The organism is Sulfurimonas sp. (genome assembly GCF_028694895.1).
Classification (GTDB): Bacteria; Campylobacterota; Campylobacteria; order Campylobacterales; family Sulfurimonadaceae; genus Sulfurimonas.
Window position 1 is genome coordinate 1 of sequence record NZ_JAQVKA010000004.1, and the last position, 22,056, is coordinate 22,056.

The following is a 22,056-nucleotide window of genomic DNA, read 5'->3' on the forward strand; positions in this document are numbered from 1 at the left end:
CTGCACACTTTTCATTCATATCTTCTAGCACACTTCTCTCCTTGGCTAAATAGTCAACTATTTTTGCGATTACACTAAAATCAAATTAAAATAAAATTGATTTAAACTTCTAAACAGTCACTTATAGAGTAAAGACCTGACTCTTTTTTAGCTAACCAAGAAGCAGCTCTGATTGCACCTTTACTAAATGTATTTCTTGAAGTAGCTGTATGATTTAACTCTAAAAATTCGCCATCATTGTAAAAGCCTACGGTATGACGCCCTACGATATCTCCACCGCGAAGAGCCATAACGGCTATCTCATCACTGCTTCTCTCGCCAATGTTTCCATCTCTTCCGCTAATGCGAACCTTATCAAGATCTAAACCACGTCCAGCTGCTGCTGATTCTGCTAAAGTAAGTGCCGTTCCACTTGGTGCATCTTTTTTATGTTTATGATGCATCTCAACTATCTCTATGTCAAAGCCATCTAGAGCTGCAGAAGCTTCGCGTACAAGCTTGTTTAAAAGAGCTACTCCTAAAGACATGTTTGTAGCATAAAGAACAGGCATATTTTTACTTGCTTCTTTTAGAAGGTTTAACTGATGAGTGTTTAATCCTGTAGTACCAATTACTAAAGGTTTTGGAGTTTTAAGTGCAGCTTCGAGTAGTGTTTCACAAGCCTCAGGAAGTGAGAAGTCAATAACTATATCACATGCATTAAGAAATGACTTCATATCAGTACTAACAAGCACTGATGGGTCTATTGAAAAATCAAGAGAGTTTCTTACAAATACAGAACTTAGACTAATATTTTCAGTCGTTTTAAGGTCTTCTAGGAGGAGCTTTCCAACTCTTCCATTTGCGCCAAAAACACCAACTTTTACCATTTTATTCCCCTTTTATTTCTATAACATTTAAAATTTATCTTAGTGATTTAGTAGCTCATCAACATAAGAGATTGCTTTTAATGCAGCAACCGCGCCATCTCCAGCTGCACTTACAACTTGTTTAGGAGCTGCTATACGCATATCTCCAGCTGAGAAAAGTCCTTTTACAGAAGTTTGCATACTAATATCAACAATAACTTCACCTTGTTTATTCATTTCACATAAGAAAGTACCATCTTCTTGCTTTAGAGTTTGGTTATTCACATCATTTCCAACAAATGTAAACACCCCAGGAACTTTGATATCGCGAACTTCACCGTTATTATTTTTTATAAGAATCCCAGTAACACCCATCTCATCGCCATAAACTTCTTCTGGAGAGGAGTTTAAAACTAACTCTATATTTTGTGTTCTTTTTACTCTAGCAACTGTGTTTGGAGCGGAGCGAAATGTATCACGTCTATGAACAAGATAAACTTTTGAACATATCTTAGCAAGGTAGAGTGCCTCTTCAAGGGCTGTATCTCCGCCACCGATGACTACAACTTCTTTTCCTTTATAGAAAAATCCATCACATGTAGCACAAGTACTTACACCTTTTCCAAATAATGCATCCTCACCCTTAAATCCAGCACGTCTTGGAGATGAACCAGTACAAACAATAACGCTATGTGCTTGCGTTATTGAGCCGTCATCTTTATGAATATTGAAAGTATCTCCATCTTTGCTAACTCTAAGAATAGCTACCATCTCATGCTTAAGGCCAAACTTTTGGCACTGCTGGGGCCATGGAATCATAAGATCCATTCCGCTAATTTCTCCTGTTACACCTGGATAGTTTTCTATCTCAGAACTTTGAGTAATTTGACCACCTGGCATACCTTTTTCATACATAACAACATTTTCTAATCCACCACGAGTTGTGTAGAGTCCAGCAGTTAAACCAGCTGGCCCTCCACCTATAATTGCGCAATCTAAAATCATATATATATATTCCTTTTACAAATCTCTTATTTTATTCGATAATTCATGCAAATTATCTAGTTTGAGTATCATACTATCTTGTTTATAAATCTGCTCTTTTGTTTTTTTTATAAAGAATATAGATGGGGATTCATAGATGTTAAACCTCTGTATAAAGCTAAGTGAGGTCTTTGTCCCAGACCTAAGAAAGGTTGTACTTTGCGTATTTGTAAATGCTTGATTGTAGTAATCAATTGCTAAGATTTTATACTTAAGATTTGTTTGAGAGAGAAGCTCTGCAGTGCCAGATTCTTTTGAAGAATAAAAGACGATTATATAGTTTTCATCGCTTGGTTTAAATATCTCTTTTTGCTCATAAAACACCCACTCTTTAAAGTCGATAAATTTATACTCAGCAAATTTGTAATTGAAGTAAGCAAAAGTAGCAGCTATCATAGCTGCACCAAAGAAAGAGGCTAGAAGAGTAGATAAAGTAAAGAGACTTTTGCCTCTTTGCTTCACCGGAGCACTCTTAAAGATTACGCTAAAAGCGCGTCGATTTTTTGTGCAAGAGCAGCTTTAGATTGTGCTCCAACAACTTGATCTACCATTTTTCCATCTTTAAAAAACATGATAGTTGGGATAGAGCGGATACCAAATTTTACAGCGATATCTTGCTCTTCATCTGTGTTTACTTTACAGATTTTAGCTTTACCATCGTAATCATTTGCTAACTCCTCAATTACTGGAGCAATCATACGGCAAGGCCCACACCAAGGTGCCCAAAAATCAACTAAAGATACACCTTCACCCAGTGTTGCTTCGAAATCTGCGCTAGTTAATTCTATATATTTTCCCATTTTAATTTCCTTGCTTTTTTTGTATTTGGGGCATTATACAAAGCTAAGTCTTTAAAATTGCTTTATAACAAATCTATTAAAATTTTATAAACTCTTTTTTTCGCTTACGATAAATTACACATTCACTAAAGCCTAATTCCTTAACCATTTTCATAGTTTCATCACTAAAGAGGCCAACTTGTTCTGGTTTATGCGCATCTGAAGCAAATGTTATAGGAATGTCTAATCTTTTAATCTCTTTGAGTAGCTCAGGTGATGGATATGCCTCTGCAATTGGTTTTCTAAAACCTGCAACGTTTATCTCAACAGACATACCAGATTCTTTTATTGCCAAAAGAGCGTTTTTTGCTATATCTACAATGTTGCCCTTTGGCATAAATTTAAAAATTTTTATTAAATCTAGGTGGCCTACTATATCAAATAGTTTGCTCTTTGCCATCTCCTCGATTGCGTTAAAATACTTTTGCCAAATCTCATCAATATCTTGATTTTCATAATCTTTTATAAACTCAGGGTTATCAAATCCCCACTCATTTATAAAGTGCACACTTCCGATAAGATAATCTACTTTTGCATTTAATACTCTCTCATCCATGTAGCCTCTTAGATAATCTACCTCATAGCCTAAGAGAATCTCTATTTTATCTTTATAGTGCTCTTTTGCTTCTAGAATGTTTTGCTCATACTCGCGCATCTGATCAAATCTCATGCGATATTTTTCATCAAAATTCATTGCTGCATGCTCCGAGAAGCCAAAGTATTGAATATTGCACTCAATCGCTTTATCAATATACTGGGCTATTTCACCCTCTGCATGGTTACAAAGCTTAGTGTGATTATGTAGGTCAACTATCATTTTCTCATTCCAATTTTGTATATTTTTATGATATTATAGTGTCAAACAATAAATTTAGCTAATTTTACAAATATGGAGAAATTGATTATGACCCAAGAAGAACTTGATGCTTTGATGAGTGGTGATATTGATGATTTAGACTCTTTTGAGGATGAAAAAAGTACTTCTGATGAAGAATCTTTTATAGAAGAAGAACTATCAGATGATTTAACTTTACAAGATGACGAACTAAAAGAGACTGACGACTCAAAACCAGCTGGATATACAAAGCAAACTTCTCACCATTGGCCTTTGCCTGCTACTGATGAGAACAAAATGGTACATCAATTGGATGATGTTACAAAAGAGAGCGAAGAGAAAGCTAGTGAAATATTTGACATTATTGATGGTGTTTCTAACAAACTTGTGGAGAGTGAAGAGTTTATAAATAATATTGTTGAAACTTTAAATAGTAATATAGAGCTCTTTAAAACATTAAATAAAAAATTTCCAGATGTTGAAGCTTTTGCAACACACTTAGAAAAAAATAACGCAGCATTAGATGAAGCAAATGAGATAATAGAGGCTATGCAATCTGGTGGAGACTCTATTATGAATGTTATGGATATTATGCAGTATCAAGACATTCATCGTCAAAAGATAGAGCGTGTTATAAATGTTATGCGCGCACTCTCTAACTATATGAACTCTCTTTTTGAAGGTAGAATTGACGATGAGAAGAGAGTCTCTTCTGCTCAACATATTGTAGGTGATACTCATAATGAACTCGCTTCAAATGAAGATATAGAAGCACTACTCGCAAGTTTTGCAAAATAATGGATAGAGTTGAGTTATTGTCTCCTGCTGGGACGTTAGAGAAATTAAAGATTGCTATTGATTTTGGAGCAGACGCTGTTTATGGTGGAGTTAGTCACTTCTCACTTCGTATCCGCTCTGGTAAAGAGTTTAGTTTTGAAGAGTTTGAAGAGGGGATTGCTTATGCACATGCAAGAGGTAAAAAAGTCTATGCAACTATCAATGGTTTTCCTTTTAACTCACAACTAAATCTACTGAAAAAACATATACTTAAGATGGCAGAGTTAAAGCCAGATGCTTTCATAATAGCAACTCCAGGTGTACTTAAACTATGTCATGAGCTAGCTCCTGATATGCCGCTTCACCTTTCAACTCAAGCAAATGTTATGAATGTTTTAGATGCAAAAGTTTACTATGACATGGGAGCTACTCGTATCATTACAGCTAGAGAGATTTCGCTTAGGGACTTGGTTGAGATAAAAAAAGAGCTTCCAGATTTGGAGCTTGAAGTATTTGTCCATGGATCTATGTGTTTTGCATATAGTGGAAGATGCCTCATCTCAACTCTACAAAGTGGACGAGTTCCAAATCGTGGAAGTTGCGCAAATGATTGTAGATTTCCTTATGAGATGTACGCAGCAAATCCAGAAACAGGGACGCTCTTTAAGCTTGAAGAGGATGAAGGTGTTGGAACTTACATCATGAACTCAAAAGATTTAAATCTTGCTTCGCATATAAAAGAGATACTAGATACTGGTGCGGTTGATTCTATAAAAGTTGAAGGGCGCACAAAAACATCATATTATGCGGCAGTTACTGCAAAAGCTTATAGAATGGCGTTGAATGACTACTATAACGGTATAAACGATGTAGAGAAATATCAATATGAGTTACAATCTTTACAAAACAGAGGCTACACAGACGCTTATCTTATCTCAAGACCTTTTGAAAAGCATGATACACAAAGTCTAGATTTTACTATGCAACTTGGAACTCATCAGGTTAGCGGACAAGTAGATGAGCGAGGAACACACTTCTTGTGCAAATACAAAACTCTGCCTAATGATGAGTTAGAACTTGTTGCTCCGCTTGATGCAAAGATAGAGATGGTAGATAATGAGATAGGTACTATTTATGAGAGAGACGGCAGAGTTTACATGAAGCTAAAAAAACTTTTAGCTGAGAATAAAAAAGTTTGGGATGAGGTACATAGTGGAAATTTAAACCCTATAACACTTCCTATAAAACTACCTGCTTATACATTTCTAAGAATCCCATCTACGCCAGATATGGGAGCATATCCAAAAGCATAAAAGCTTTTATCTGCTTTATGCTTGGATGGCTTTATCAAGCCTAACATCAAAAAAAAGTTTAAAAAGCTATGATATAATCAACTATCAAAAATAAGGATGATGGATAGATGAAATTTGTTTCAATTGTAATAGGCAGCAGAAGTGATTATGAGGTTATGAAATCTTGCTCAGATACGCTAGAGGCGTTTGGTGTCTCTTATGAGATGATCATCTCTTCAGCGCATCGTTCACCAGAGAGAACAAAAGATTATATTGTAAAAGCAGAAAAAAAAGGTGCTCAAGTTTTCATTGCAGCAGCTGGTATGGCTGCGCACCTAGCTGGTGTTTTATCTTCTAAAACTGTAAAACCTATCATTGGAGTTCCTATGAGTGCATCTGCACTTAGTGGGATAGATGCACTTCTATCAACTGTTCAAATGCCGGCTGGAATGCCAGTTGCTACGGTAGCAATAGGAAAAGCAGGAGCAATCAACTCTGCATATCTAGCTATGCAAATCTTAGCACTTGATAACGAAGAGTTATCTGTTAAGCTAAAAGAGGATCGTATAGCTAAGGCTAAAAAAGTTGAGATGGATTCGCTAGAGATAGAGACTATTTTACCTTAAAAAATTGCAATAGGGGCGAAAATGAAGTGGATGCGTGATGAAGAGTATATGGAGCTTACAGGGTTAGATATATCAGCTATTGATGATTTAGCACAAAGAGGTAAGCTTACTCTAAAAGTTGAAGACGGTATAAGATACATCGACCCATCTAAAGGTGCAAGAGAGGTAGTTCCCGCCCAACTAAGAGAGCTCTCTGCGCATAATACAAAAGAGATGTTGGTTCAGCCTCAGTTTGTTGAAAAGACAATAGGCACCATCATAAATCTACATGAAAAAGTTCTTGATGCAAAAGATGAGACTCTAAAAGCTGTTAGAGTTGAAAATGAATTTCTAAGAGAAGCATTAGGCTCTCTTCAAGAGCTTTATGATGAAGATAGAGTAACTATACATACACTTCAAGAACAGCTAAAACTCTCACAACAAGAAGTTGAGTTTATGAGAAGAAAATATAAACTCATGTGGAACAAAGCTATAGATGAACATACTGATAAATAGTAGATATTTTAAAATATGACGATAGATGAAGCTTGCGTTACATGCATAATAAACCAAAGCACAAAAGTAGCAAATGCAATTGGCGCAGATGAGTTGCTCTTTAAAAAATTAACCTCTACAGTACAAGAGATGAGTAAGTCATTCTCTTTTAGTGATACCCCTCCTGAAATTGCATCTTATGTTTATGAAAAAATGGCTCTTCTTGCTAATAAAGTAGATTTATATGATGAAGTAAAAGAGCTGTCAACAAAAAAAGCACTCTCTTTTGTTCCACTTTTAAAAGAGAAAATATTAAACTCTAAAGATAAGCTCTTAACCGCTACAAAAATAGCGGTGGCGGGTAATGTTATAGACCTCGCGGCTGAAGTTGAGTTTGACCTCAAAGAGGAGCTTGATAAAATCTTTTATACAGAATTTGCACATGATGACTTTTCTCTCTTTGAAAAAAAGTTAGATGAGGCAAAGAGTGTTTTAGTCATAGGCGATAATGTAGGCGAGCATATCTTTGACTATATGTTTATAGAGGTACTCAAAGAGTTTTACCCTAAAACAAAGTTTTCATATATGGTTCGTGGAAACCCAATCATAAACGATGTTACTATGAAAGAGGCAGAGGAAGCTGGGTTTCATGAGCTTTGTGAGCTAATTGATAGTGGTGTAAACACTCCTGGATTTGCCTATAGCAGAGCTTCTTCTTACTCTAGAGAAGTTTTTGATAGTGTTGATTTGGTTATAAGTAAAGGGATGGGAAATTATGAGTGCCTAAGCCCATCACATAGGGCTAATATCTGCTTTTTGCTAAAAGTAAAGTGCTCAGTAGTTGGAGCACACCTGCAAAAAGAGATAGGCGATATCATCTGTAAAATCGTATAAAAAATTACTCAAACACCATAAGCGCATAACCATCGTTTTGATACTTGATGGTTTCTAAGAAGCTGTTTGGAGAGATTTTTGCAGCTGAGATTACACTGCTCTCATCAATTGCATTTGCGTTTAGGCTCATTGCGCAAACTACTATTTTAACGCCCTTTTTATCAAGTTTTATCAGTTGAAGTTGAGCTAGTTTTGCATTTTGTATCTCATCATCTTTTACGAGCATATCATAATCTTTAGAGACAATCTTAGCGCAGCTTCCATGTAGAGTTATAGCAAAATTTACACTATCACCATTTGACTCAATCATATCCATAGTTCTCTCAACTAAAAACATTCGACTAGCTATGTATGACATATCATTTGAATTACAGTCAAAAACAGTTTTGTACTCATGCGCACTAAGCGTAGTTAAAAAAAGAGTGATTAAAATTAAAATATTTCTCATGATTATTCTCCTAATCCAAAAACATTTGAGAGTGTATTTATATAGTTAAAATATCCAGTTATTGCAACTGCCTCAAGGATTTGTGCATCACTATAACCTAAATCTCTTATAGCGTCGATATCCTCTTTTAGTATCTTGTAACTATCTTTTTGTGCAGCTCTTAGGCAGAAGTTTAGAAGAGCTTTTTCTTTTGCATCAATGTTCATGGCATCAACGCCTTGTAATATTTTCTCAATTTTCTCATCACTAAGCCCTAGCATTTTTGCGATGCCTTTATGAACATCCACACACATTTTACATCCATTTTCTTTTGAGACTAGAAGGGCGATAGCCTCTTTTGTGTCATAAGAGAGTGTTGTCTCATCTAGGAGGTATTTTTGAATCATCATATCAGTTGCAAAATAGACTTTTTCATCCATCGCCATAAGCTTAAAAATCTCGCCAAGTTTTCCTGTTTTTTCTAGTATAGGACGCGCTCTATCTTGTATAGAAGGAGTCATATCTTCAAATTCTGGTAGTTTAATATGTGCCATATTTTCCCTTTTTTTGTTTAGTCTCTTTAAAAACGTTAAGTTGTACTTAACGTTTAGAATTATAGAATACAATTCTTAGATAAAAGTAAACAGGTAAAAGATGAAATATAAAATATCTCAAATAGTAGAACTCACTCAAACTCCAAAATCAACAATTTTATACTACATAAGAGAAGGACTACTTCCAGAGGCAAAGAAACTAAAATCAAATGTTCATAGATACTCAGATGAGCATGTAGAGCTTTTAGAGTATATAAAGTACATGAAACAAGAGATGGGAAGCTCTAATGAAGAGATAAAGAGTATGCTAAAAAATAAAAATAGTTCTCTCTCCAGCTCATTTTCTATGATAGCACCTATGATGCAGACACTAGAAAATATCCCAAAAGATGCCAAGCACTACACAAAAGAGGAGTTTATAAAAGAGTATGAAGTTGACGTAGAGCTTTTAGAAGAGCTACTAAAAGATGAGATTTTACTGCCTTTAGGGAGCGATGACTTTACACAAAAAGAGGCTTCTATCGTCAAACTTGTAAAGAACTTTCAAGGTATTGGTGTTGAGTATAGCATCCTAAGGGAGTACGCAAGTCATGCAAAAGCGCTCTCTACACTTGAGTATGAGATGCAAAAAAAATTATGTGCAATAAGAGATGATGAGAACTTCTCTACTTTATGGAAGATTATGTTTGAGACTCTCTTTGTAGCAAAAGAGTACATGCAAGGACGCTCAACACATAAAGTTTTATATGAGGCTCTCAAAGAGGAGATTTCAAAAAAGTAAAGTATTGCTTTGATATAATCTCATAATTTTTAAAAGAGGCAATTATGATAACTTTTAGCGAGATGTTACTAAAACTACAAGAATTTTGGATGAAACAGGGTTGCAATATTGTCCAACCTTACGATATTCAAGCGGGAGCTGGAACTTTTCACCCAGCTACATTTTTACGCTCCCTTGACTCAACTCCGTGGGCTGTTGCTTATGTTGCACCAAGTCGCCGTCCAACTGATGGAAGATATGGTGAGAACCCAAACCGTCTGGGAAGCTACTACCAGTTTCAAGCACTTATAAAACCATCACCTGACAATATCCAAGAGCTATACTTAAAGTCTTTAGAGTACTTAGGACTTGATGTAAAAAACCATGACATCCGTTTTGTAGAGGATAATTGGGAGTCTCCAACTCTCGGTGCATGGGGGCTTGGCTGGGAAGTTTGGCTAAATGGTATGGAAGTTACACAGTTTACCTACTTCCAACAAGTCGGCGGTATAGAGTGTAATCCAGTCGCAGTTGAGATAACTTACGGAACAGAGCGCCTTGCGATGTATCTTCAAGGCGTGGACACTGTTTTTGATATAGTTTGGGGCGAGAATGAGCATGGAAAAACTCTATACAGAGACGTTCACAAAGAAGCAGAGATAGAGTTTAGCAAATACAACTTTGAAGTAGCAGACACTGACATGTTGTTTGCAGAGTTCAACGCAAAAAGCAACGAGTGCCTAAGAGCCCTAGAAGCTGGGCTTCCTCTTCCTGCATATGACTTATGTATGATGGCAGCAAGCACTTTCAACGTTCTTGACGCTAGAAAAGCAATCAGCCAAACAGAGAGACAAAACTACATCCTAAAAATCCGCGAACTATCAAAAGGTTGCGCAGAACTCTATAAATCACAAGAAGAAGAGAGAAATAAGAGGGTTAAGGCGTAAATATATGACAGATTGTCATGAAATAGAACTTTTTTATTTATTTGATCATATACTTCAAAATAATGAAATTTAATTAGGATGAGAAAATGACTGCACCGCTAAATCAATCTAATTTTACAAAGTATCAACCATTTGTAAAATGGGTTGGTGGTAAAAGGGGTCTTTTATCTCAAATAATTCCTCTTATTCCAGAGGAATTTAATAACTATTTTGAGCCTTTTGTAGGTGGTGGCGCACTCTTCTTTGAACTTTATTCACTAGGGCTTTTAAAAGATAAAAATGTCTATCTTTTTGATATAAATTCAGAACTTATCAACGCTTACAATATTGTAAAATCCAATCCTTTTGACTTAGTAAAAGAACTTCAAAAATTTAAAGAAAAACACTCTAAAGAGTTTTATTATGAAGTAAGGGCTTGGGATAGAGAAGAAAACTTTTTAAAAAGAAGTGAAATAGAGCGTGCTTCAAGATTTATCTATCTAAACAAGACTTGCTTTAACGGGCTTTATCGTGTGAATAGTAAAGGTTATCACAATGTGCCTATTGGGAGTTATAAAAATCCAAATATTTGTGATGAGCTTGTTATTTATAATGCTAGTGAAGCTCTGCAAAATGCCACGATTTTAAATAATTCATACAAAGATGTGCTTTTACATGCAAAAGCAAATGACTTCGTATATTTTGATCCTCCGTATTATCCGCTTACACCAACTTCAAGTTTTACCTCTTACAATGAAAATAGTTTTTTAGATAAAGAACAAAGAGAGCTTTTTGAAGTATTTGATAAATTAGCAAAACAAAAGAGTCATGTCATGCACTCAAATTCAGATACTAATTTTATAAATGAGTTATATGAAAAATTTGAAATTAAAAATATCCAAGCTAATAGATTTATCAATAGCAAAAGTAATGGACGCGGAAAGATTAGTGAAGTTTTAGTAAAAAATAACATAAAAGGTTTGTTATGCAAATAATAAAAGCGTTTCAGGATTTTAAATTAACCGATACTCAAGTTAGTTTAGCATTAGATTTTTATGGAAAAAAATACAAGTTTACAGAAAAATCTATTGCTTACATGTTCTTTATTCTTGAAGAAATATTTGATCTTCAAGATGATGAAATATACAACTCACTTACTGATACAAGCTTTATTACAAGACAATCTGATTACATAGATAAAAAACATTATCCACATGATAGAGGAATAGATGCAATTATTATAGATGAAGAGAATAAAATTGTTCATTTGTTTAATTTTAAACATATATCAAATTATGAAAAAGCAAAAAATGCTAAGTTTGAAAGTAATGAAATTGATAAAGTTTTAAATTTCCTTACTGCAGTATTTGAAAGAAAACCTGATGCTAACTCAAATCCAAAAATACTTGAAAAACTCAATGAAATTTTTTCTGCACAAGAAAAAGGGGTTATGTTTTCATTCCAAATATATTTTAGTGCAAATATATATGAAGGTTTTACAACAGATGAAGAAAATAGATTAGCAGAAAGACTGAAAATGTTTAGAGGGACTGGTTTTCAATATATTCTCTTAGATTCTATAGTTCAAAAACTGACCTCCTATAGTGAACAGCTAGATGCCAGATTTAAAATTGTTGATAATCATTTTTTTGAAAAAAGCGAATTTGGTAGAAGAGCATTAATTGTTGAAATATATGCAAAAGATTTAATTAGAATTGTTTCCAATGATAAAGAATTACGCAATAACTTAGAAGCTGATGATATTTTAATAAATCAATCTTATATTAATGAAAATGCTTTTGAAGATAATGTGAGAGTATATAAAGAACAAGGTACCAATGTTAATAAAAATATTAAAAGTACTGCTTTAGATGAACAAGAGAGTAAAAAGTTTTTCTTTTATAATAATGGAATAACTATTACATGTGAGGAATTTGATTATCGTGGGCATAGAGCTATGCCAATAATTTTAAAAGGGTTGCAAATTGTAAATGGCAGTCAGACTATCCACTCTCTAAAAGATGCTATGACTGAAAACAAAGATTTTTTTGATGATATTTCTCTATTATGTAGAATATATGAGACAAAAGATCAAAGTTTTAAAAATAAAATAGCAGAATATACAAATAATCAAAATCCAGTAACTAATCGAGACATTAGATCTATTGATGTTGTTCAAATTAAATTAGAAAAAGAGTTAGTAGCTTCAGGATATTATTATGAGCGAAAAAAGAATCAACATAAAGACAAGAACAAGGAAGAAAGAATAGATGCTGAAAAACTAGGACAAGCTATGCTAAGCTACTATGTACAAATGCCAGGTGAAGCAAAAAATAAAAAGAGTATCATTTTTTCTACTAAATATAATGAAATCTTTGATAACAACATTACAGCTGAGAAAGCTTTAAAAGCTTACCGTTTATATATTGAAATAGAGAATAAAAAGATCGACCTATTAGAAAGTAAACCTTTTTTATCACATGCAACGTATTACATAATGTATTTTATTTCTCTCATTGCTTCTAATGATGAATTAATGAATTTTTATGATAAAGCAATCGAGTATATTGAATTTATACGTGGTAAAGAAAAAGAAAAATTAAAAGAAAAATTCTCAGATGCAGTATTATTTAAAGGGAGTACGCCAAAAGCTTATTTGTCAGAGTTGGGCTTATGATAAAAATGAAATTTGAAATTCTAAAAAATACCCTCCAAGATTCAATTTTTACATGGGATTATTTTACTGACTTTGAAAAAGTAAAAAAGAATATAAAGAAAATAGAAAAAGAGCTCAATCTTCTTAATTATTTAATAGGCAAAGAAAATCTTGAAGAGGAGTTTTTATCTTTGGTGGAAGAGTATCCTAAAGTAAGAAAGATTTTACCTATTTTAATTGCAATTAGAAACAATAAATTATCTGAAACATCAGTTATTACAGATGAAGAACTATTAAATGCTGAAAATAAGAAATATATCTTCAATGATCCAATTGATGAAAATATAAAAAAAGAATTATTAATTTTTTTCAATATTAGTGGATTGAAATACTTATTTGAAAGTAAATCAGTAAAAAACTTAGTTGATTATTGTTATGGTGTTGAAGTTGGGCTTGATACAAATGCAAGAAAAAATAGAACTGGCAAACTAATGGAAGAACTTTGTGAAAATTTTATGAATAATTTTATCAAAGAGCATAAAGAGTTTAAATTATTAAGAGAAGCTACAAAAGTTCATATATTAAAAGAATTTAACATAGATGTTAAGACACAAATTGATGCTGATGAAAAAAAGAAAAATGATAGAAGATTTGATTTTGTACTTTATGATACTAAGAAGCATAAATTATATATATTTGAAGTTAACTATTATAGTAGTAGTGGTTCAAAGCCAAATTCGATTGCGCGAGAGTATACAGATTTATTTGTTTTATTAAAAAGTCAAAATATTGAATTTGTTTGGATTACAGATGGAAAAGGATGGTTGAAAATGACTAATGCTTTAGAACAAACTGTAGAACATAATGATTATGTAATTAATCTTGACATGTTAAAAAATGGAATTCTCGAAGAAATAGTTCTCAGCAAATCTTACTAAAATATATGACAATTTGTCATATTATCACTCTCTCTTTTTTCAATTTGATATAATATTTTATATTAATAAAAGAGGTTTTCATGAATACTACTTATTTCAAATCCCTTTATATCTTAGATGTAGATACGCTAGAAACAGAGGTTGCAGACCATCTTGTTATGTGCGGTACGCAAAATTGGGAGCATTATTATGATCTGTGCCCACAAGAGGCGCATGTAGAGACTTTGCAAGATATTGTTCTTATAGAGTTTAAAGATAAAAAAACATTTCAAAGTTTTATTACAACTAATGAAACTATAGATTATTCTTTAGAGCATGAAAATCCTTTGGTACTGATTCATGGCAAAGATTAAAAAACTTCACCCTGAAGAGTTTGAACTAGAGTGTGCAACAGTTTGGAGCTTTAGAAGACGTGGGAATTGGGCGACTCATAACTCAAAATATAGAGGAAATTGGGCACCTGAAGTTGTTCGTAATCTTATACTTAGATATTCACAAGAGAAAGATTGTTTGTTAGATCCGATGATTGGCGGAGGAACAACTGCTGTTGAGTGTAAACTTTTAAACCGTCGTCTTTTAGCCTTAGATATCAATCCAAACGCGATAGAACTGACAAATAATGCGCTTAATTTTGAATGTGAATACAATCCTAGAATAAGAGTTGAGTTAAATGATGCTAGAAATTTGTCAATCTTAAAAGATGAAACAATAGACTTCATTTTAAATCATCCACCTTATGCAGACATAATCAAGTATAGTGATAAAAAGATAGAAGAAGACCTATCAAATATACATGATTTAGAAAAGTTTTGTGATGAGATGGAAAAAGTTGCAAATGAGTTTTATAGAGTTTTGAAAAAAGATAAATATTGTGCAATCTTGATAGGCGATACTAGAAGAAATAAAATGTATCAACCTATGGCTTTTATGGTGATGCAAAGATTTTTAAAAGTTGGTTTCGAGCTCAAAGAAGACATAATCAAACATCAACATAATTGTAAAGCTACAGGCTTTTGGGTAAACAAAAGTAAAGAAGCAAATTTTTTGCTTATTATGCATGAGCACCTTTTTGTATTTAAAAAGAGTTAGTTTTATCCGCAAAAATATCCGCAATTTTTATTTTTTTAAAATATACAAAAGCCATAAATAGGGTATAAAAAGGCATAATACATTAACAAAAATATCCGCAATTAATATATAAAAATATATAGGTTTAAAACTTGAATGAAACTCTAATCGGACAAATTGATAAAATCCTCTTTGAAGAGGAAGCTTTTTTTATAGCTGTGCTAAAGAGTGGGGAAAAGATTAGTGGGTCTTATTTTGAGAGTGAAATTTCACATATCAAAGATAGTGCTGTAACTCTTAGGGGGCACTGGGAAGAGCATAAGAAGTATGGGAAGACATTTAAGTTTGAACATATCAAAGTAAACCAGAATGAGCTTTTTTTCTTTCTCAACAAGATAGTAAAAGGGTTTACTAAAAAGCTTACCGCAGAGTTGATTGAGCACTTTGGGAATGAGGGGCTTGTTGATGTTTTGGACAATGACATCGAGAGGCTTTTGGAGTTTAGCGGTATCAAGGAAAAACGTCTCAAAAAGATACAAGCTTCTTGGAAAAAGTTTCGCTCCATGCGTGAGATAGGGGAGTTTTTAACTCCTTATGATGTAACTCCCGCACTTTTAACTACCATCGCAACGGCTATGCGAGATGTGGATGAGCCGTGTGCTAAGATAAAAAATAATCCCTACATCTTGACATCCATAAATAGCATCGGGTTTAAAAGAGCGGATGAGTTAGCACTGAAGATGGGCGTAGCAAAAGAGGATGAAAACCGCATCGGCTCGGCTATGGATTATGTGCTTTTGAACTACTGTGAGCAGCAAGGAAACTCATGTGTGGCAAAAGATATCCTTTTTCGTGAGCTAGATGAGTTGCTTGGTTTTAGTGATAAAAATCATATATATGAAGCGACACTAGTTGAGAGAGTTAGTGAGGGAAGTATAGTTCTCATGAGGAACGACCGTCTTTCTCCTTCACGTCTTTATGACGCAGAGAAGTTCTTATATGATGAGTTTAAAAGAAGAGCAAAGCTTGAAAATGGTGGGTTTGTTAAAGATTTGGATCTGTTTTTAAGCGAGCATGATTTAAAGCTTGGAGATGAGCAAAAAGAGGCTGTCAAGAAGATAAACGAAGGCGCATCTATACTCTTTTTAGTTGGATATGCGGGAACTGGAAAGAGCACCACTTCAAAAACTATTCTTGATTTGTTAAATATAAAATATGATAAAAAAGAGATTATCACCTGTGCTCTTAGCGGTATCGCTTCACAGCGCATAGCCGATACTACGGGCTATGAGAGTGCAACTATACAATCACTTTTGGTGAAGTTTGAAGAGAGAGACTATTTCCCATATTCGGTTGTTTTGATAGATGAAGCCTCTATGATAAACTCATCTTTGTTTGCAAGATTGGTTAGAAAAGTTAGCAGAGATGCTCTGCTGATAGTTGTCGGAGATGATGCACAGCTTCCTCCTATAGGCGCTGGAAATGTGCTCAGTGATGTCTTAACATTAGAACTTGCACCGATAGTCAAACTTACAAAGATATATAGACAAAGTGAAGATAAAGCGATAACGGTTATAGCAAATGATATTCGTTTGGGAGTGGTGCCTGAGTATAAAAAGGAGTATGAGGATTTTGAGTTTGTGGATGTTAGTATGCAAAACTACTATGCTCTTAAAAACCAACTCACTCAAGCGGAACTCTCAACTCAAAGAGAGGAGAACTCTGCGCAAATAGTCGCGGTTATTGCTCATAAAGTTTTAGAGTCAATTGAGAAAGCTAGATATAGACTGAGCAATAAACGTATTAAAGAGTACCTAAACTACTTTCAGGTTATAACGCCTATGAAAGGCGGAACTCTTGGCTCAAACAACCTAAATATTGTCCTGCAAAACTACTTTAACCCAAACCCAAAAAAGTGCGTAAAAAGAGGTTTTTCAGAGTTTAGACTTATGGATAAAGTAGTCCATACAAAAAATGAAAACATGACTTCTTGGAGTGGCGAGGGTTTTAAAGTGGGCGAAGATTCTGCTCAAAGACGAATATTTAACGGGATGAGTGGACTACTTTTTAAGATAGAAGAGGATGATGAACAAGTGTTCGTTTTTTATCCAAATGAGGATGTTGTTGTTGTTTATGAGTATGAAGAGTTAAAGTCGCATCTGATGCTCTCTTACGCGCTTACTATCCACAAAGTTCAAGGCATGGAGTACGATATAGTAGTTATTCCTATGAGTTTTTCGCACTACATCATGCACAACACAAAACTCATCTATACAGCTATTACAAGGGCAAAGCATAAGTGCATCTTAGTAGGCGAGAGCATGGCCTTTGAGAGTGCATGTCGCAAGCTTGATATTACCGCAAGAGATACAGTCCTTCTAGAGTTATAAGCGCTAATTTATATACTTGTACTTATAATAGCTTCATATCAGTTGTGGAGTTAATCATGGCAGGAAATAGACTAAAAGTAGCGATTTGCGGGAAAAGTGGTTTGGTTGGCTCTAAACTTACAAAGTATTTTTTATCTCAGCATAATGAAGTTATAGAAGTAAAGATTATGGGTGGCGTACCTGTAGAAGATGTGGCAAAGCAGATAGATAGATGCGATATCTTGATAAATCTTAGTGGAGCTACAATCCTCTCAAAGTGGAGCAAAGAGTATAAAAAAGTTCTATATTCAAGCCGTATAGAGACTACAAAAAAACTGGTCGATGCTATTGAACTCTGCCATGAGAGACCTAAACTCTTTTTAAATGCTTCAGCTGTTGGAATCTATAAATCAGATATGACGCATGATGACAACTCAGAGGAATTCTCAGATGATTTTTTAGCACATCTGTGTAAAGATTGGGAAGCAGAGGCGAGACGCTCAGGTGAGTTTGGAGTAAGAAACGTACAGATGCGCTTTGGCGTTATCTTTGCAAAAGAGGGTGGCGCACTACAGAAGATGCTTCCACCTTTTAAGCTTGGTTTAGGCGGTATTGTTGGAGGCGGAGAGCAGATGGTTTCGTGGATTCATATAGAGGATTTGGTGAGAGCAGTTGCGTTTATAATCAAAACTCCAGATATAAGTGGCTCTGTAAACTTTTGCGCGCCAAATCCACTTAGCAACAAAGAGCAGACAAAAGTTCTTGGAGAAGTTCTACACCGTCCAACTATCTTCCCACTTCCTGCATTTGTGCTAAAACTTCTTTATGGAGAGGGTGCTAGTGTTATACTTGATTCAAAAGAGGTATATCCATCAAAGCTTCTTGAGAGCGGGTTTGCTTACGAGTATGATAACTTTAAAGATGCACTTCAAGAGATAGTTAGTTAGGAGATTTGTTATGATAGATGCTGTAGTTTTAAGAGTTGCAAAGAGTGCGATTTTAAGCAAGTTTGATGGTAGTTATAGTTTTGATAAAGAGACGCTCCTAGATAAGTATCCATTTTTAAAAAAGAAGGGTGCTTGTTTTGTAACGCTAGAGTATAGCGGAAACTTAAGAGGCTGCATAGGCTCTATCATAGCGCATAGAACCCTTCTTGATGACATTATAAGCAACGCAATCTCAGCTGCTTTTAAAGACCCAAGGTTTAACCCTCTAAGTAAAGAGGAGTTGTCAAACCTAAACCTTGAAGTCTCTATACTTACGCCTCCAGAGATTTTAGAGTATGAGGATTATGAGGATTTATTAAAAAAGGTAACACCGTTTAAAGATGGGCTTATCTTAAACTATGGCTCATATCAGGGAACATTTTTACCTCAGGTTTGGGATGATCTAAAAACACCAGAACTTTTTTTAGAACATCTAAGTTATAAGGCTGGAACAAATCCCAGCGTTTTTGCATATCACCCAAGTATATATAGATATAGAGTTGAGGCGATAGAGGAGAATTTTGATGAAGTACTTCCACTATAATGATGAAGATAGCATAACATGTCTTTTGTGCAAACATTACTGCACACTCAAAGAGGGTAGAGCCGGAATTTGTGGCATAAACTATAACATAGACTCAGAGCTTGTAAATAAAACCTACTCACATCCAAGCGCAATAAATATAGACCCAATCGAGAAAAAACCACTATACCATTTTCTACCAGCTTCAACTTCGCTCTCAATTGGTACAGTTGGATGTAACTTAAGATGTCCATTTTGCCAAAACTACTCTATCTCTCAAACAACTGAGGTTGATGAGAGCATAGTTTATACGCCAGAGGATATTGTAAATCTCGCACTTGAGAATAAGTGCGAGAGTATAAGCTACACATATAACGAGCCAGCTATCTGGTATCCATACGCAAAAGATATAGGCGTACTTGCAAAAGAGAAGGGGCTAAAAAATATCTTTGTCTCTAGCGGATATGAGTCCAAAGAAGTTTTAGAGGAGCTTCCATCGTGGCTTGACGCGGCAAATATTGACTTAAAGAGCTTTTCGCATGATTATTATAAAAAGGTGTTAAAGGCTGACCTTGATGGAGTTTTAGAGTCTTTAATCGGGTTTTCAAAGAGTAAGATTTGGCTAGAGATAACAACACTGCTTATCCCTGAGGTCAATGATAGTTCACAGGAGATAGAGAAGATGGCGGAGTTTATAGTTACAAAACTAGGACGAGATGTTCCATGGCACTTTAGCGCTTTTCATCCAGACTATAAAATGGATGTGACCCCTCCAACTTCTATGGCGACAATGCAAAGAGCAAAAGAGATAGCAAAAAGTTTTGGTATAAAGTATGTCTATCTTGGAAATATAGCAAACGATGGCTCAACATACTGCCCAAAATGTCAAACAAAACTCGTAAGTAGAGAAGGCTATAAGGCGAAGATACTTAACCTTCAAGACTCTAAATGTACAAACTGTGGCGAGCTAATAGCAGGGGTATGGAGATGAAAAGAGAGATGAGCGTGGCTGGGAGCTTTTACCCAGCAAGAGCAGTTGAGTTAGAGAGATATTTTGAACACTTTAGCACCTCTTACGATGAAGATAACACTTTGCCAGATATAAAAAGCAGAGTTGTAATCGTTCCACATGCGGGGTATATCTACTCAGGATACAGCGCAAATATAGCGTATAGGATTTTACAAAAGAGTGGTATAAAAAAGTTTCTACTTATCGGTCCATCACATAGAGTAGGGTTTGAGGGGATATCTCTGGGTGATTTCACATCTTATGAGACACCATTTGGCTCACTCTCTGGCTCTTTGGAACTTGCAAAAGAGTTGAGCGAGACTTTTTCGCTCTCTTGTCGTCGTGATGCACACTTTGAACATAGCACTGAGGTGCAGTTTCCATTTATAAAGCACTATATAGAGGGTGCTTCTATCGTGGAGTTGGTTTACTCTTTTACAGAGCCATCAAATGTATCTAAAATTATAGATTTTGCTCTCAAGCATAATGACGTTGGAGTTATCATAAGTACAGATTTGAGCCATTTTCACACACAAGAAAAGGCCCTAAGAGTGGATAGTGTCTGCGTAGAAGCCATAGAGAAGATAGATATAAAAAAACTCCACAGTGGTTGTGAAGCATGTGGGATTATCGGAGTTGAGGCACTACTTCTTAGTGCAAAAGAGAGAGGTTTAACTCCATATATACTAGATTATAGAACAAGTGCAGATGCTACTGCAGATGAGAGCAGCGTTGTTGGATATGTGAGTGCTTGTTTTGAAGAGTAAAAATATATTTAGAGACATTCCCGCTTCGCTAAAAGAGGAGTTTTTTGAGACACTTCAAAGTAGCAAAGAGATAAAGATAGAGAGGATAGTCTCTTATGGACATACAACAAAAGAAGGTGAGTGGTACAATCAAGAACAAAATGAATGGGTTATTTTGTTAAGCGGGGAGGCGGTGCTTTCATTTTTAGATGAGGATGATGTAAAACTAAAGGCTGGAGAGTATATAAACATACCTGCACATAAAAAACATAGAGTCTCTTGGACTGCTCCAGAAAAAGAGAGTATCTGGTTAGCAATTCATTACTAAAGCACTCTAATATTTAGCTAAACTTTTAAAATTTTTTATAAGGACTCCCTTTGGGCCATTTTAGATTCTCTTTTATTTTTACATTTACTTCTTTACTTATTGCGTTATGGTGGGGTTATCACCTTGGCGGATGGAGTAGCGCACTTAACATGATGCTAGTTACGCTAATCTTGGCTTTTATGGAAGTTTCACTCTCTTTTGATAATGCCGTTGTAAATGCATCAATTCTTAAAAATTGGGATGAGTACTGGAGAAAGCTCTTCTTAACTGTAGGTATTTTGATAGCTGTTTTTGGTATGAGACTTCTCTTTCCACTTGTCATAGTTGCTCAAACTGCTGATATGGGAATCTTGGAAGTTTGGAACCTCGCCCTTGATAATCCTACAGAGTATTCAAGTAAGTTGATAGCGCATCATGCAGAGATATCTGCTTTTGGAGGGATATTTTTACTCCTAGTTTTCCTTAATTTTATGTTAGATGAGCAAAAAAATATTCATTGGATTGAAGTTATAGAGAAGAAACTTGGAATGCTTGGAAAGATTGAGGCTATCTCTATTTTTATATCGATAGTTATTTTGATGTTCTTTACCTCTTTTGTAGATCAAGAGCATAAACTAGTTGTTCTTACAGCTGGTCTTTGGGGGATTGTTGTTTATGTGAGTGTTGATATATTGGGCTATGTTTTAGAAAAAGAGCATAATGATGGCGATATCGCAAATGTTGTAAAAAAAGGAAGCATTGGTGGCTTTTTATATCTTGAAGTTCTAGATGCATCATTCTCTTTTGATGGAGTAATAGGTGCTTTTGCAATTACAAAAGATATTGTGGTCATCATGCTAGGGCTTGGTATCGGAGCTATGTTTGTAAGATCTATAACTATCTATTTGGTAGAAAAGGAGACCCTTGGCGCATATATATACCTCGAACATGGTGCACACTATGCTATTGGTATCTTAGCCCTTATCATGCTATTTGGAATGAAGTTTCATGTTCCTGAAATATTTACAGGGCTTGTAGGAGTAGCTTTTATACTACTCTCTTTATATTCATCTATCAAGCAAAAACGCCTCTCTTCATAAGGCGTTGTTAGCTTATAAAAGTATAGTAGTAATTATAATGTGCTATAATTCACTCCAA

At 34.8% G+C, this 22,056-nt stretch carries 26 protein-coding genes; 19 read left to right on the forward strand and 7 right to left on the reverse strand.

The window, feature by feature from the left end:
• Positions 1 to 101 precede the first annotated feature (101 nt).
• From dapB to PHI38_RS01220, 5 genes are all read right to left on the reverse strand, one after another.
• Complete coding sequence (dapB, locus tag PHI38_RS01200) at positions 102 to 869, reverse strand: 4-hydroxy-tetrahydrodipicolinate reductase (RefSeq protein WP_299851645.1); 768 nt, start codon at positions 867 to 869, stop codon at positions 102 to 104.
• A gap of 39 nt (positions 870 to 908) precedes the next feature.
• Positions 909 to 1,850: a thioredoxin-disulfide reductase gene (gene trxB, locus PHI38_RS01205; protein ID WP_299851792.1), complete on the reverse strand. Its 942-nt coding sequence runs from the start codon at positions 1,848 to 1,850 to the stop codon at positions 909 to 911.
• An 18-nt stretch (positions 1,851 to 1,868) separates the two neighbouring features.
• On the reverse strand, positions 1,869 to 2,354 hold the full coding sequence (locus PHI38_RS01210; RefSeq protein WP_299851648.1) for a hypothetical protein: 486 nt from the start codon (positions 2,352 to 2,354) through the stop codon (positions 1,869 to 1,871).
• 17 nt (positions 2,355 to 2,371) lie between these two features.
• On the reverse strand, positions 2,372 to 2,692 hold the full coding sequence (gene trxA, locus PHI38_RS01215; RefSeq protein WP_299851651.1) for a thioredoxin: 321 nt from the start codon (positions 2,690 to 2,692) through the stop codon (positions 2,372 to 2,374).
• Between the two features lie 76 nt (positions 2,693 to 2,768).
• On the reverse strand, positions 2,769 to 3,548 hold the full coding sequence (locus tag PHI38_RS01220) for a histidinol-phosphatase (RefSeq protein ID WP_299851654.1): 780 nt from the start codon (positions 3,546 to 3,548) through the stop codon (positions 2,769 to 2,771).
• 87 nt (positions 3,549 to 3,635) lie between these two features.
• On the opposite strand from PHI38_RS01220, the gene PHI38_RS01225 reads away from it, so the two are divergent.
• The 5 genes from PHI38_RS01225 (at position 3,636) to PHI38_RS01245 (ending at position 7,629) form a co-directional block, all read left to right on the forward strand.
• Positions 3,636 to 4,364, forward strand: coding sequence for a chemotaxis protein (locus PHI38_RS01225; RefSeq protein WP_299851658.1), 729 nt, complete (start codon positions 3,636 to 3,638; stop codon positions 4,362 to 4,364).
• On the forward strand, positions 4,364 to 5,656 hold the full coding sequence (locus PHI38_RS01230) for a peptidase U32 family protein (RefSeq protein WP_299851661.1): 1,293 nt from the start codon (positions 4,364 to 4,366) through the stop codon (positions 5,654 to 5,656). Before PHI38_RS01225 ends, PHI38_RS01230 begins: the two co-directional genes overlap by 1 nt.
• Before the next feature lie 107 nt (positions 5,657 to 5,763).
• Positions 5,764 to 6,261, forward strand: a complete 498-nt coding sequence (gene purE, locus PHI38_RS01235; protein ID WP_299851664.1) for a 5-(carboxyamino)imidazole ribonucleotide mutase — start codon at positions 5,764 to 5,766, stop codon at positions 6,259 to 6,261.
• A gap of 21 nt (positions 6,262 to 6,282) precedes the next feature.
• Complete coding sequence (locus PHI38_RS01240; protein ID WP_299851667.1) at positions 6,283 to 6,756, forward strand: DUF3972 domain-containing protein; 474 nt, start codon at positions 6,283 to 6,285, stop codon at positions 6,754 to 6,756.
• A gap of 15 nt (positions 6,757 to 6,771) precedes the next feature.
• On the forward strand, positions 6,772 to 7,629 hold the full coding sequence (locus tag PHI38_RS01245; protein WP_299851670.1) for an ARMT1-like domain-containing protein: 858 nt from the start codon (positions 6,772 to 6,774) through the stop codon (positions 7,627 to 7,629).
• 4 nt (positions 7,630 to 7,633) lie between these two features.
• Here PHI38_RS01245 and PHI38_RS01250 read toward each other — a convergent pair whose 3' ends face one another.
• Both PHI38_RS01250 and PHI38_RS01255 read right to left on the reverse strand, forming a co-directional pair.
• Positions 7,634 to 8,077, reverse strand: a complete 444-nt coding sequence (locus tag PHI38_RS01250) for a DsrE family protein (protein ID WP_299851674.1) — start codon at positions 8,075 to 8,077, stop codon at positions 7,634 to 7,636.
• A gap of 2 nt (positions 8,078 to 8,079) precedes the next feature.
• A complete protein-coding gene (locus PHI38_RS01255) occupies positions 8,080 to 8,610 on the reverse strand; it encodes a carboxymuconolactone decarboxylase family protein (RefSeq protein WP_299851677.1) in 531 nt (176 codons plus the stop codon).
• A gap of 100 nt (positions 8,611 to 8,710) precedes the next feature.
• Here PHI38_RS01255 and PHI38_RS01260 point away from each other — a divergent pair, with 100 nt between their 5' ends.
• The 14 genes from PHI38_RS01260 to PHI38_RS01325 all read left to right on the forward strand — a co-directional run bounded on the left by PHI38_RS01260 (position 8,711) and on the right by PHI38_RS01325 (position 21,998).
• Entirely contained in the window at positions 8,711 to 9,391 is a 681-nt protein-coding gene (locus tag PHI38_RS01260) for a MerR family transcriptional regulator (RefSeq protein ID WP_299851679.1), read from the forward strand.
• 44 nt (positions 9,392 to 9,435) lie between these two features.
• Entirely contained in the window at positions 9,436 to 10,317 is an 882-nt protein-coding gene (glyQ, locus tag PHI38_RS01265; protein WP_299851681.1) for a glycine--tRNA ligase subunit alpha, read from the forward strand.
• Positions 10,318 to 10,403: 86 nt separating this feature from the next.
• A complete protein-coding gene (locus PHI38_RS01270) occupies positions 10,404 to 11,291 on the forward strand; it encodes a DNA adenine methylase (protein WP_299851683.1) in 888 nt (295 codons plus the stop codon).
• A complete protein-coding gene (locus PHI38_RS01275) occupies positions 11,282 to 12,973 on the forward strand; it encodes an AIPR family protein (protein ID WP_299851685.1) in 1,692 nt (563 codons plus the stop codon). Before PHI38_RS01270 ends, PHI38_RS01275 begins: the two co-directional genes overlap by 10 nt.
• Entirely contained in the window at positions 12,970 to 13,890 is a 921-nt protein-coding gene (locus PHI38_RS01280; RefSeq protein WP_299851687.1) for a type II restriction endonuclease, read from the forward strand. Before PHI38_RS01275 ends, PHI38_RS01280 begins: the two co-directional genes overlap by 4 nt.
• 80 nt (positions 13,891 to 13,970) lie before the next feature.
• On the forward strand, positions 13,971 to 14,243 hold the full coding sequence (locus PHI38_RS01285) for a hypothetical protein (RefSeq protein WP_299851689.1): 273 nt from the start codon (positions 13,971 to 13,973) through the stop codon (positions 14,241 to 14,243).
• Positions 14,230 to 14,979, forward strand: a complete 750-nt coding sequence (locus PHI38_RS01290; RefSeq protein ID WP_299851691.1) for a DNA methyltransferase — start codon at positions 14,230 to 14,232, stop codon at positions 14,977 to 14,979. Before PHI38_RS01285 ends, PHI38_RS01290 begins: the two co-directional genes overlap by 14 nt.
• Before the next feature lie 131 nt (positions 14,980 to 15,110).
• On the forward strand, positions 15,111 to 17,348 hold the full coding sequence (locus tag PHI38_RS01295; protein ID WP_299851693.1) for an AAA family ATPase: 2,238 nt from the start codon (positions 15,111 to 15,113) through the stop codon (positions 17,346 to 17,348).
• 56 nt (positions 17,349 to 17,404) lie between these two features.
• A complete protein-coding gene (locus PHI38_RS01300) occupies positions 17,405 to 18,274 on the forward strand; it encodes a TIGR01777 family oxidoreductase (protein WP_299851695.1) in 870 nt (289 codons plus the stop codon).
• A gap of 10 nt (positions 18,275 to 18,284) precedes the next feature.
• Positions 18,285 to 18,857 (forward strand): AmmeMemoRadiSam system protein A, encoded by a 573-nt coding sequence (gene amrA, locus PHI38_RS01305; RefSeq protein WP_299851697.1) that lies wholly within the window; start codon positions 18,285 to 18,287, stop codon positions 18,855 to 18,857.
• The gene (gene amrS / locus PHI38_RS01310; RefSeq protein WP_299851699.1) at positions 18,838 to 19,827 is read left to right on the forward strand and encodes an AmmeMemoRadiSam system radical SAM enzyme; all 990 of its coding nucleotides are present in this window, start codon (positions 18,838 to 18,840) and stop codon (positions 19,825 to 19,827) included. The genes amrA and amrS overlap by 20 nt, the downstream gene beginning before the upstream one ends.
• Positions 19,824 to 20,612: an AmmeMemoRadiSam system protein B gene (gene amrB / locus PHI38_RS01315; protein WP_299851701.1), complete on the forward strand. Its 789-nt coding sequence runs from the start codon at positions 19,824 to 19,826 to the stop codon at positions 20,610 to 20,612. Before amrS ends, amrB begins: the two co-directional genes overlap by 4 nt.
• Entirely contained in the window at positions 20,593 to 20,919 is a 327-nt protein-coding gene (locus PHI38_RS01320; RefSeq protein WP_299851703.1) for a cupin domain-containing protein, read from the forward strand. Before amrB ends, PHI38_RS01320 begins: the two co-directional genes overlap by 20 nt.
• Before the next feature lie 50 nt (positions 20,920 to 20,969).
• Entirely contained in the window at positions 20,970 to 21,998 is a 1,029-nt protein-coding gene (locus tag PHI38_RS01325) for a DUF475 domain-containing protein (protein WP_299851705.1), read from the forward strand.
• Positions 21,999 to 22,056 lie beyond the last annotated feature (58 nt).

Excerpts from the sequence above, each read along its gene's own strand:
- dapB (WP_299851645.1), bottom strand. The coding sequence starts at position 869 with ATGGTAAAAGTTGGTGTTTTTGGCGCAAATGGAAGAGTTGGAAAGCTC.
- trxA (WP_299851651.1), bottom strand. The coding sequence starts at position 2,692 with ATGGGAAAATATATAGAATTAACTAGCGCAGATTTCGAAGCAACACTG.
- PHI38_RS01220 (WP_299851654.1), bottom strand. The coding sequence starts at position 3,548 with ATGATAGTTGACCTACATAATCACACTAAGCTTTGTAACCATGCAGAG.
- PHI38_RS01225 (WP_299851658.1), top strand. The coding sequence starts at position 3,636 with ATGACCCAAGAAGAACTTGATGCTTTGATGAGTGGTGATATTGATGAT.
- PHI38_RS01230 (WP_299851661.1), top strand. The coding sequence starts at position 4,364 with ATGGATAGAGTTGAGTTATTGTCTCCTGCTGGGACGTTAGAGAAATTA.
- purE (WP_299851664.1), top strand. The coding sequence starts at position 5,764 with ATGAAATTTGTTTCAATTGTAATAGGCAGCAGAAGTGATTATGAGGTT.
- PHI38_RS01240 (WP_299851667.1), top strand. The coding sequence starts at position 6,283 with ATGAAGTGGATGCGTGATGAAGAGTATATGGAGCTTACAGGGTTAGAT.
- PHI38_RS01245 (WP_299851670.1), top strand. The coding sequence starts at position 6,772 with ATGACGATAGATGAAGCTTGCGTTACATGCATAATAAACCAAAGCACA.
- PHI38_RS01250 (WP_299851674.1), bottom strand. The coding sequence starts at position 8,077 with ATGAGAAATATTTTAATTTTAATCACTCTTTTTTTAACTACGCTTAGT.
- PHI38_RS01255 (WP_299851677.1), bottom strand. The coding sequence starts at position 8,610 with ATGGCACATATTAAACTACCAGAATTTGAAGATATGACTCCTTCTATA.
- PHI38_RS01260 (WP_299851679.1), top strand. The coding sequence starts at position 8,711 with ATGAAATATAAAATATCTCAAATAGTAGAACTCACTCAAACTCCAAAA.
- glyQ (WP_299851681.1), top strand. The coding sequence starts at position 9,436 with ATGATAACTTTTAGCGAGATGTTACTAAAACTACAAGAATTTTGGATG.
- PHI38_RS01270 (WP_299851683.1), top strand. The coding sequence starts at position 10,404 with ATGACTGCACCGCTAAATCAATCTAATTTTACAAAGTATCAACCATTT.
- PHI38_RS01275 (WP_299851685.1), top strand. The coding sequence starts at position 11,282 with ATGCAAATAATAAAAGCGTTTCAGGATTTTAAATTAACCGATACTCAA.
- PHI38_RS01280 (WP_299851687.1), top strand. The coding sequence starts at position 12,970 with ATGATAAAAATGAAATTTGAAATTCTAAAAAATACCCTCCAAGATTCA.
- PHI38_RS01285 (WP_299851689.1), top strand. The coding sequence starts at position 13,971 with ATGAATACTACTTATTTCAAATCCCTTTATATCTTAGATGTAGATACG.
- PHI38_RS01290 (WP_299851691.1), top strand. The coding sequence starts at position 14,230 with ATGGCAAAGATTAAAAAACTTCACCCTGAAGAGTTTGAACTAGAGTGT.
- PHI38_RS01300 (WP_299851695.1), top strand. The coding sequence starts at position 17,405 with ATGGCAGGAAATAGACTAAAAGTAGCGATTTGCGGGAAAAGTGGTTTG.
- amrA (WP_299851697.1), top strand. The coding sequence starts at position 18,285 with ATGATAGATGCTGTAGTTTTAAGAGTTGCAAAGAGTGCGATTTTAAGC.
- amrS (WP_299851699.1), top strand. The coding sequence starts at position 18,838 with ATGAAGTACTTCCACTATAATGATGAAGATAGCATAACATGTCTTTTG.
- amrB (WP_299851701.1), top strand. The coding sequence starts at position 19,824 with ATGAAAAGAGAGATGAGCGTGGCTGGGAGCTTTTACCCAGCAAGAGCA.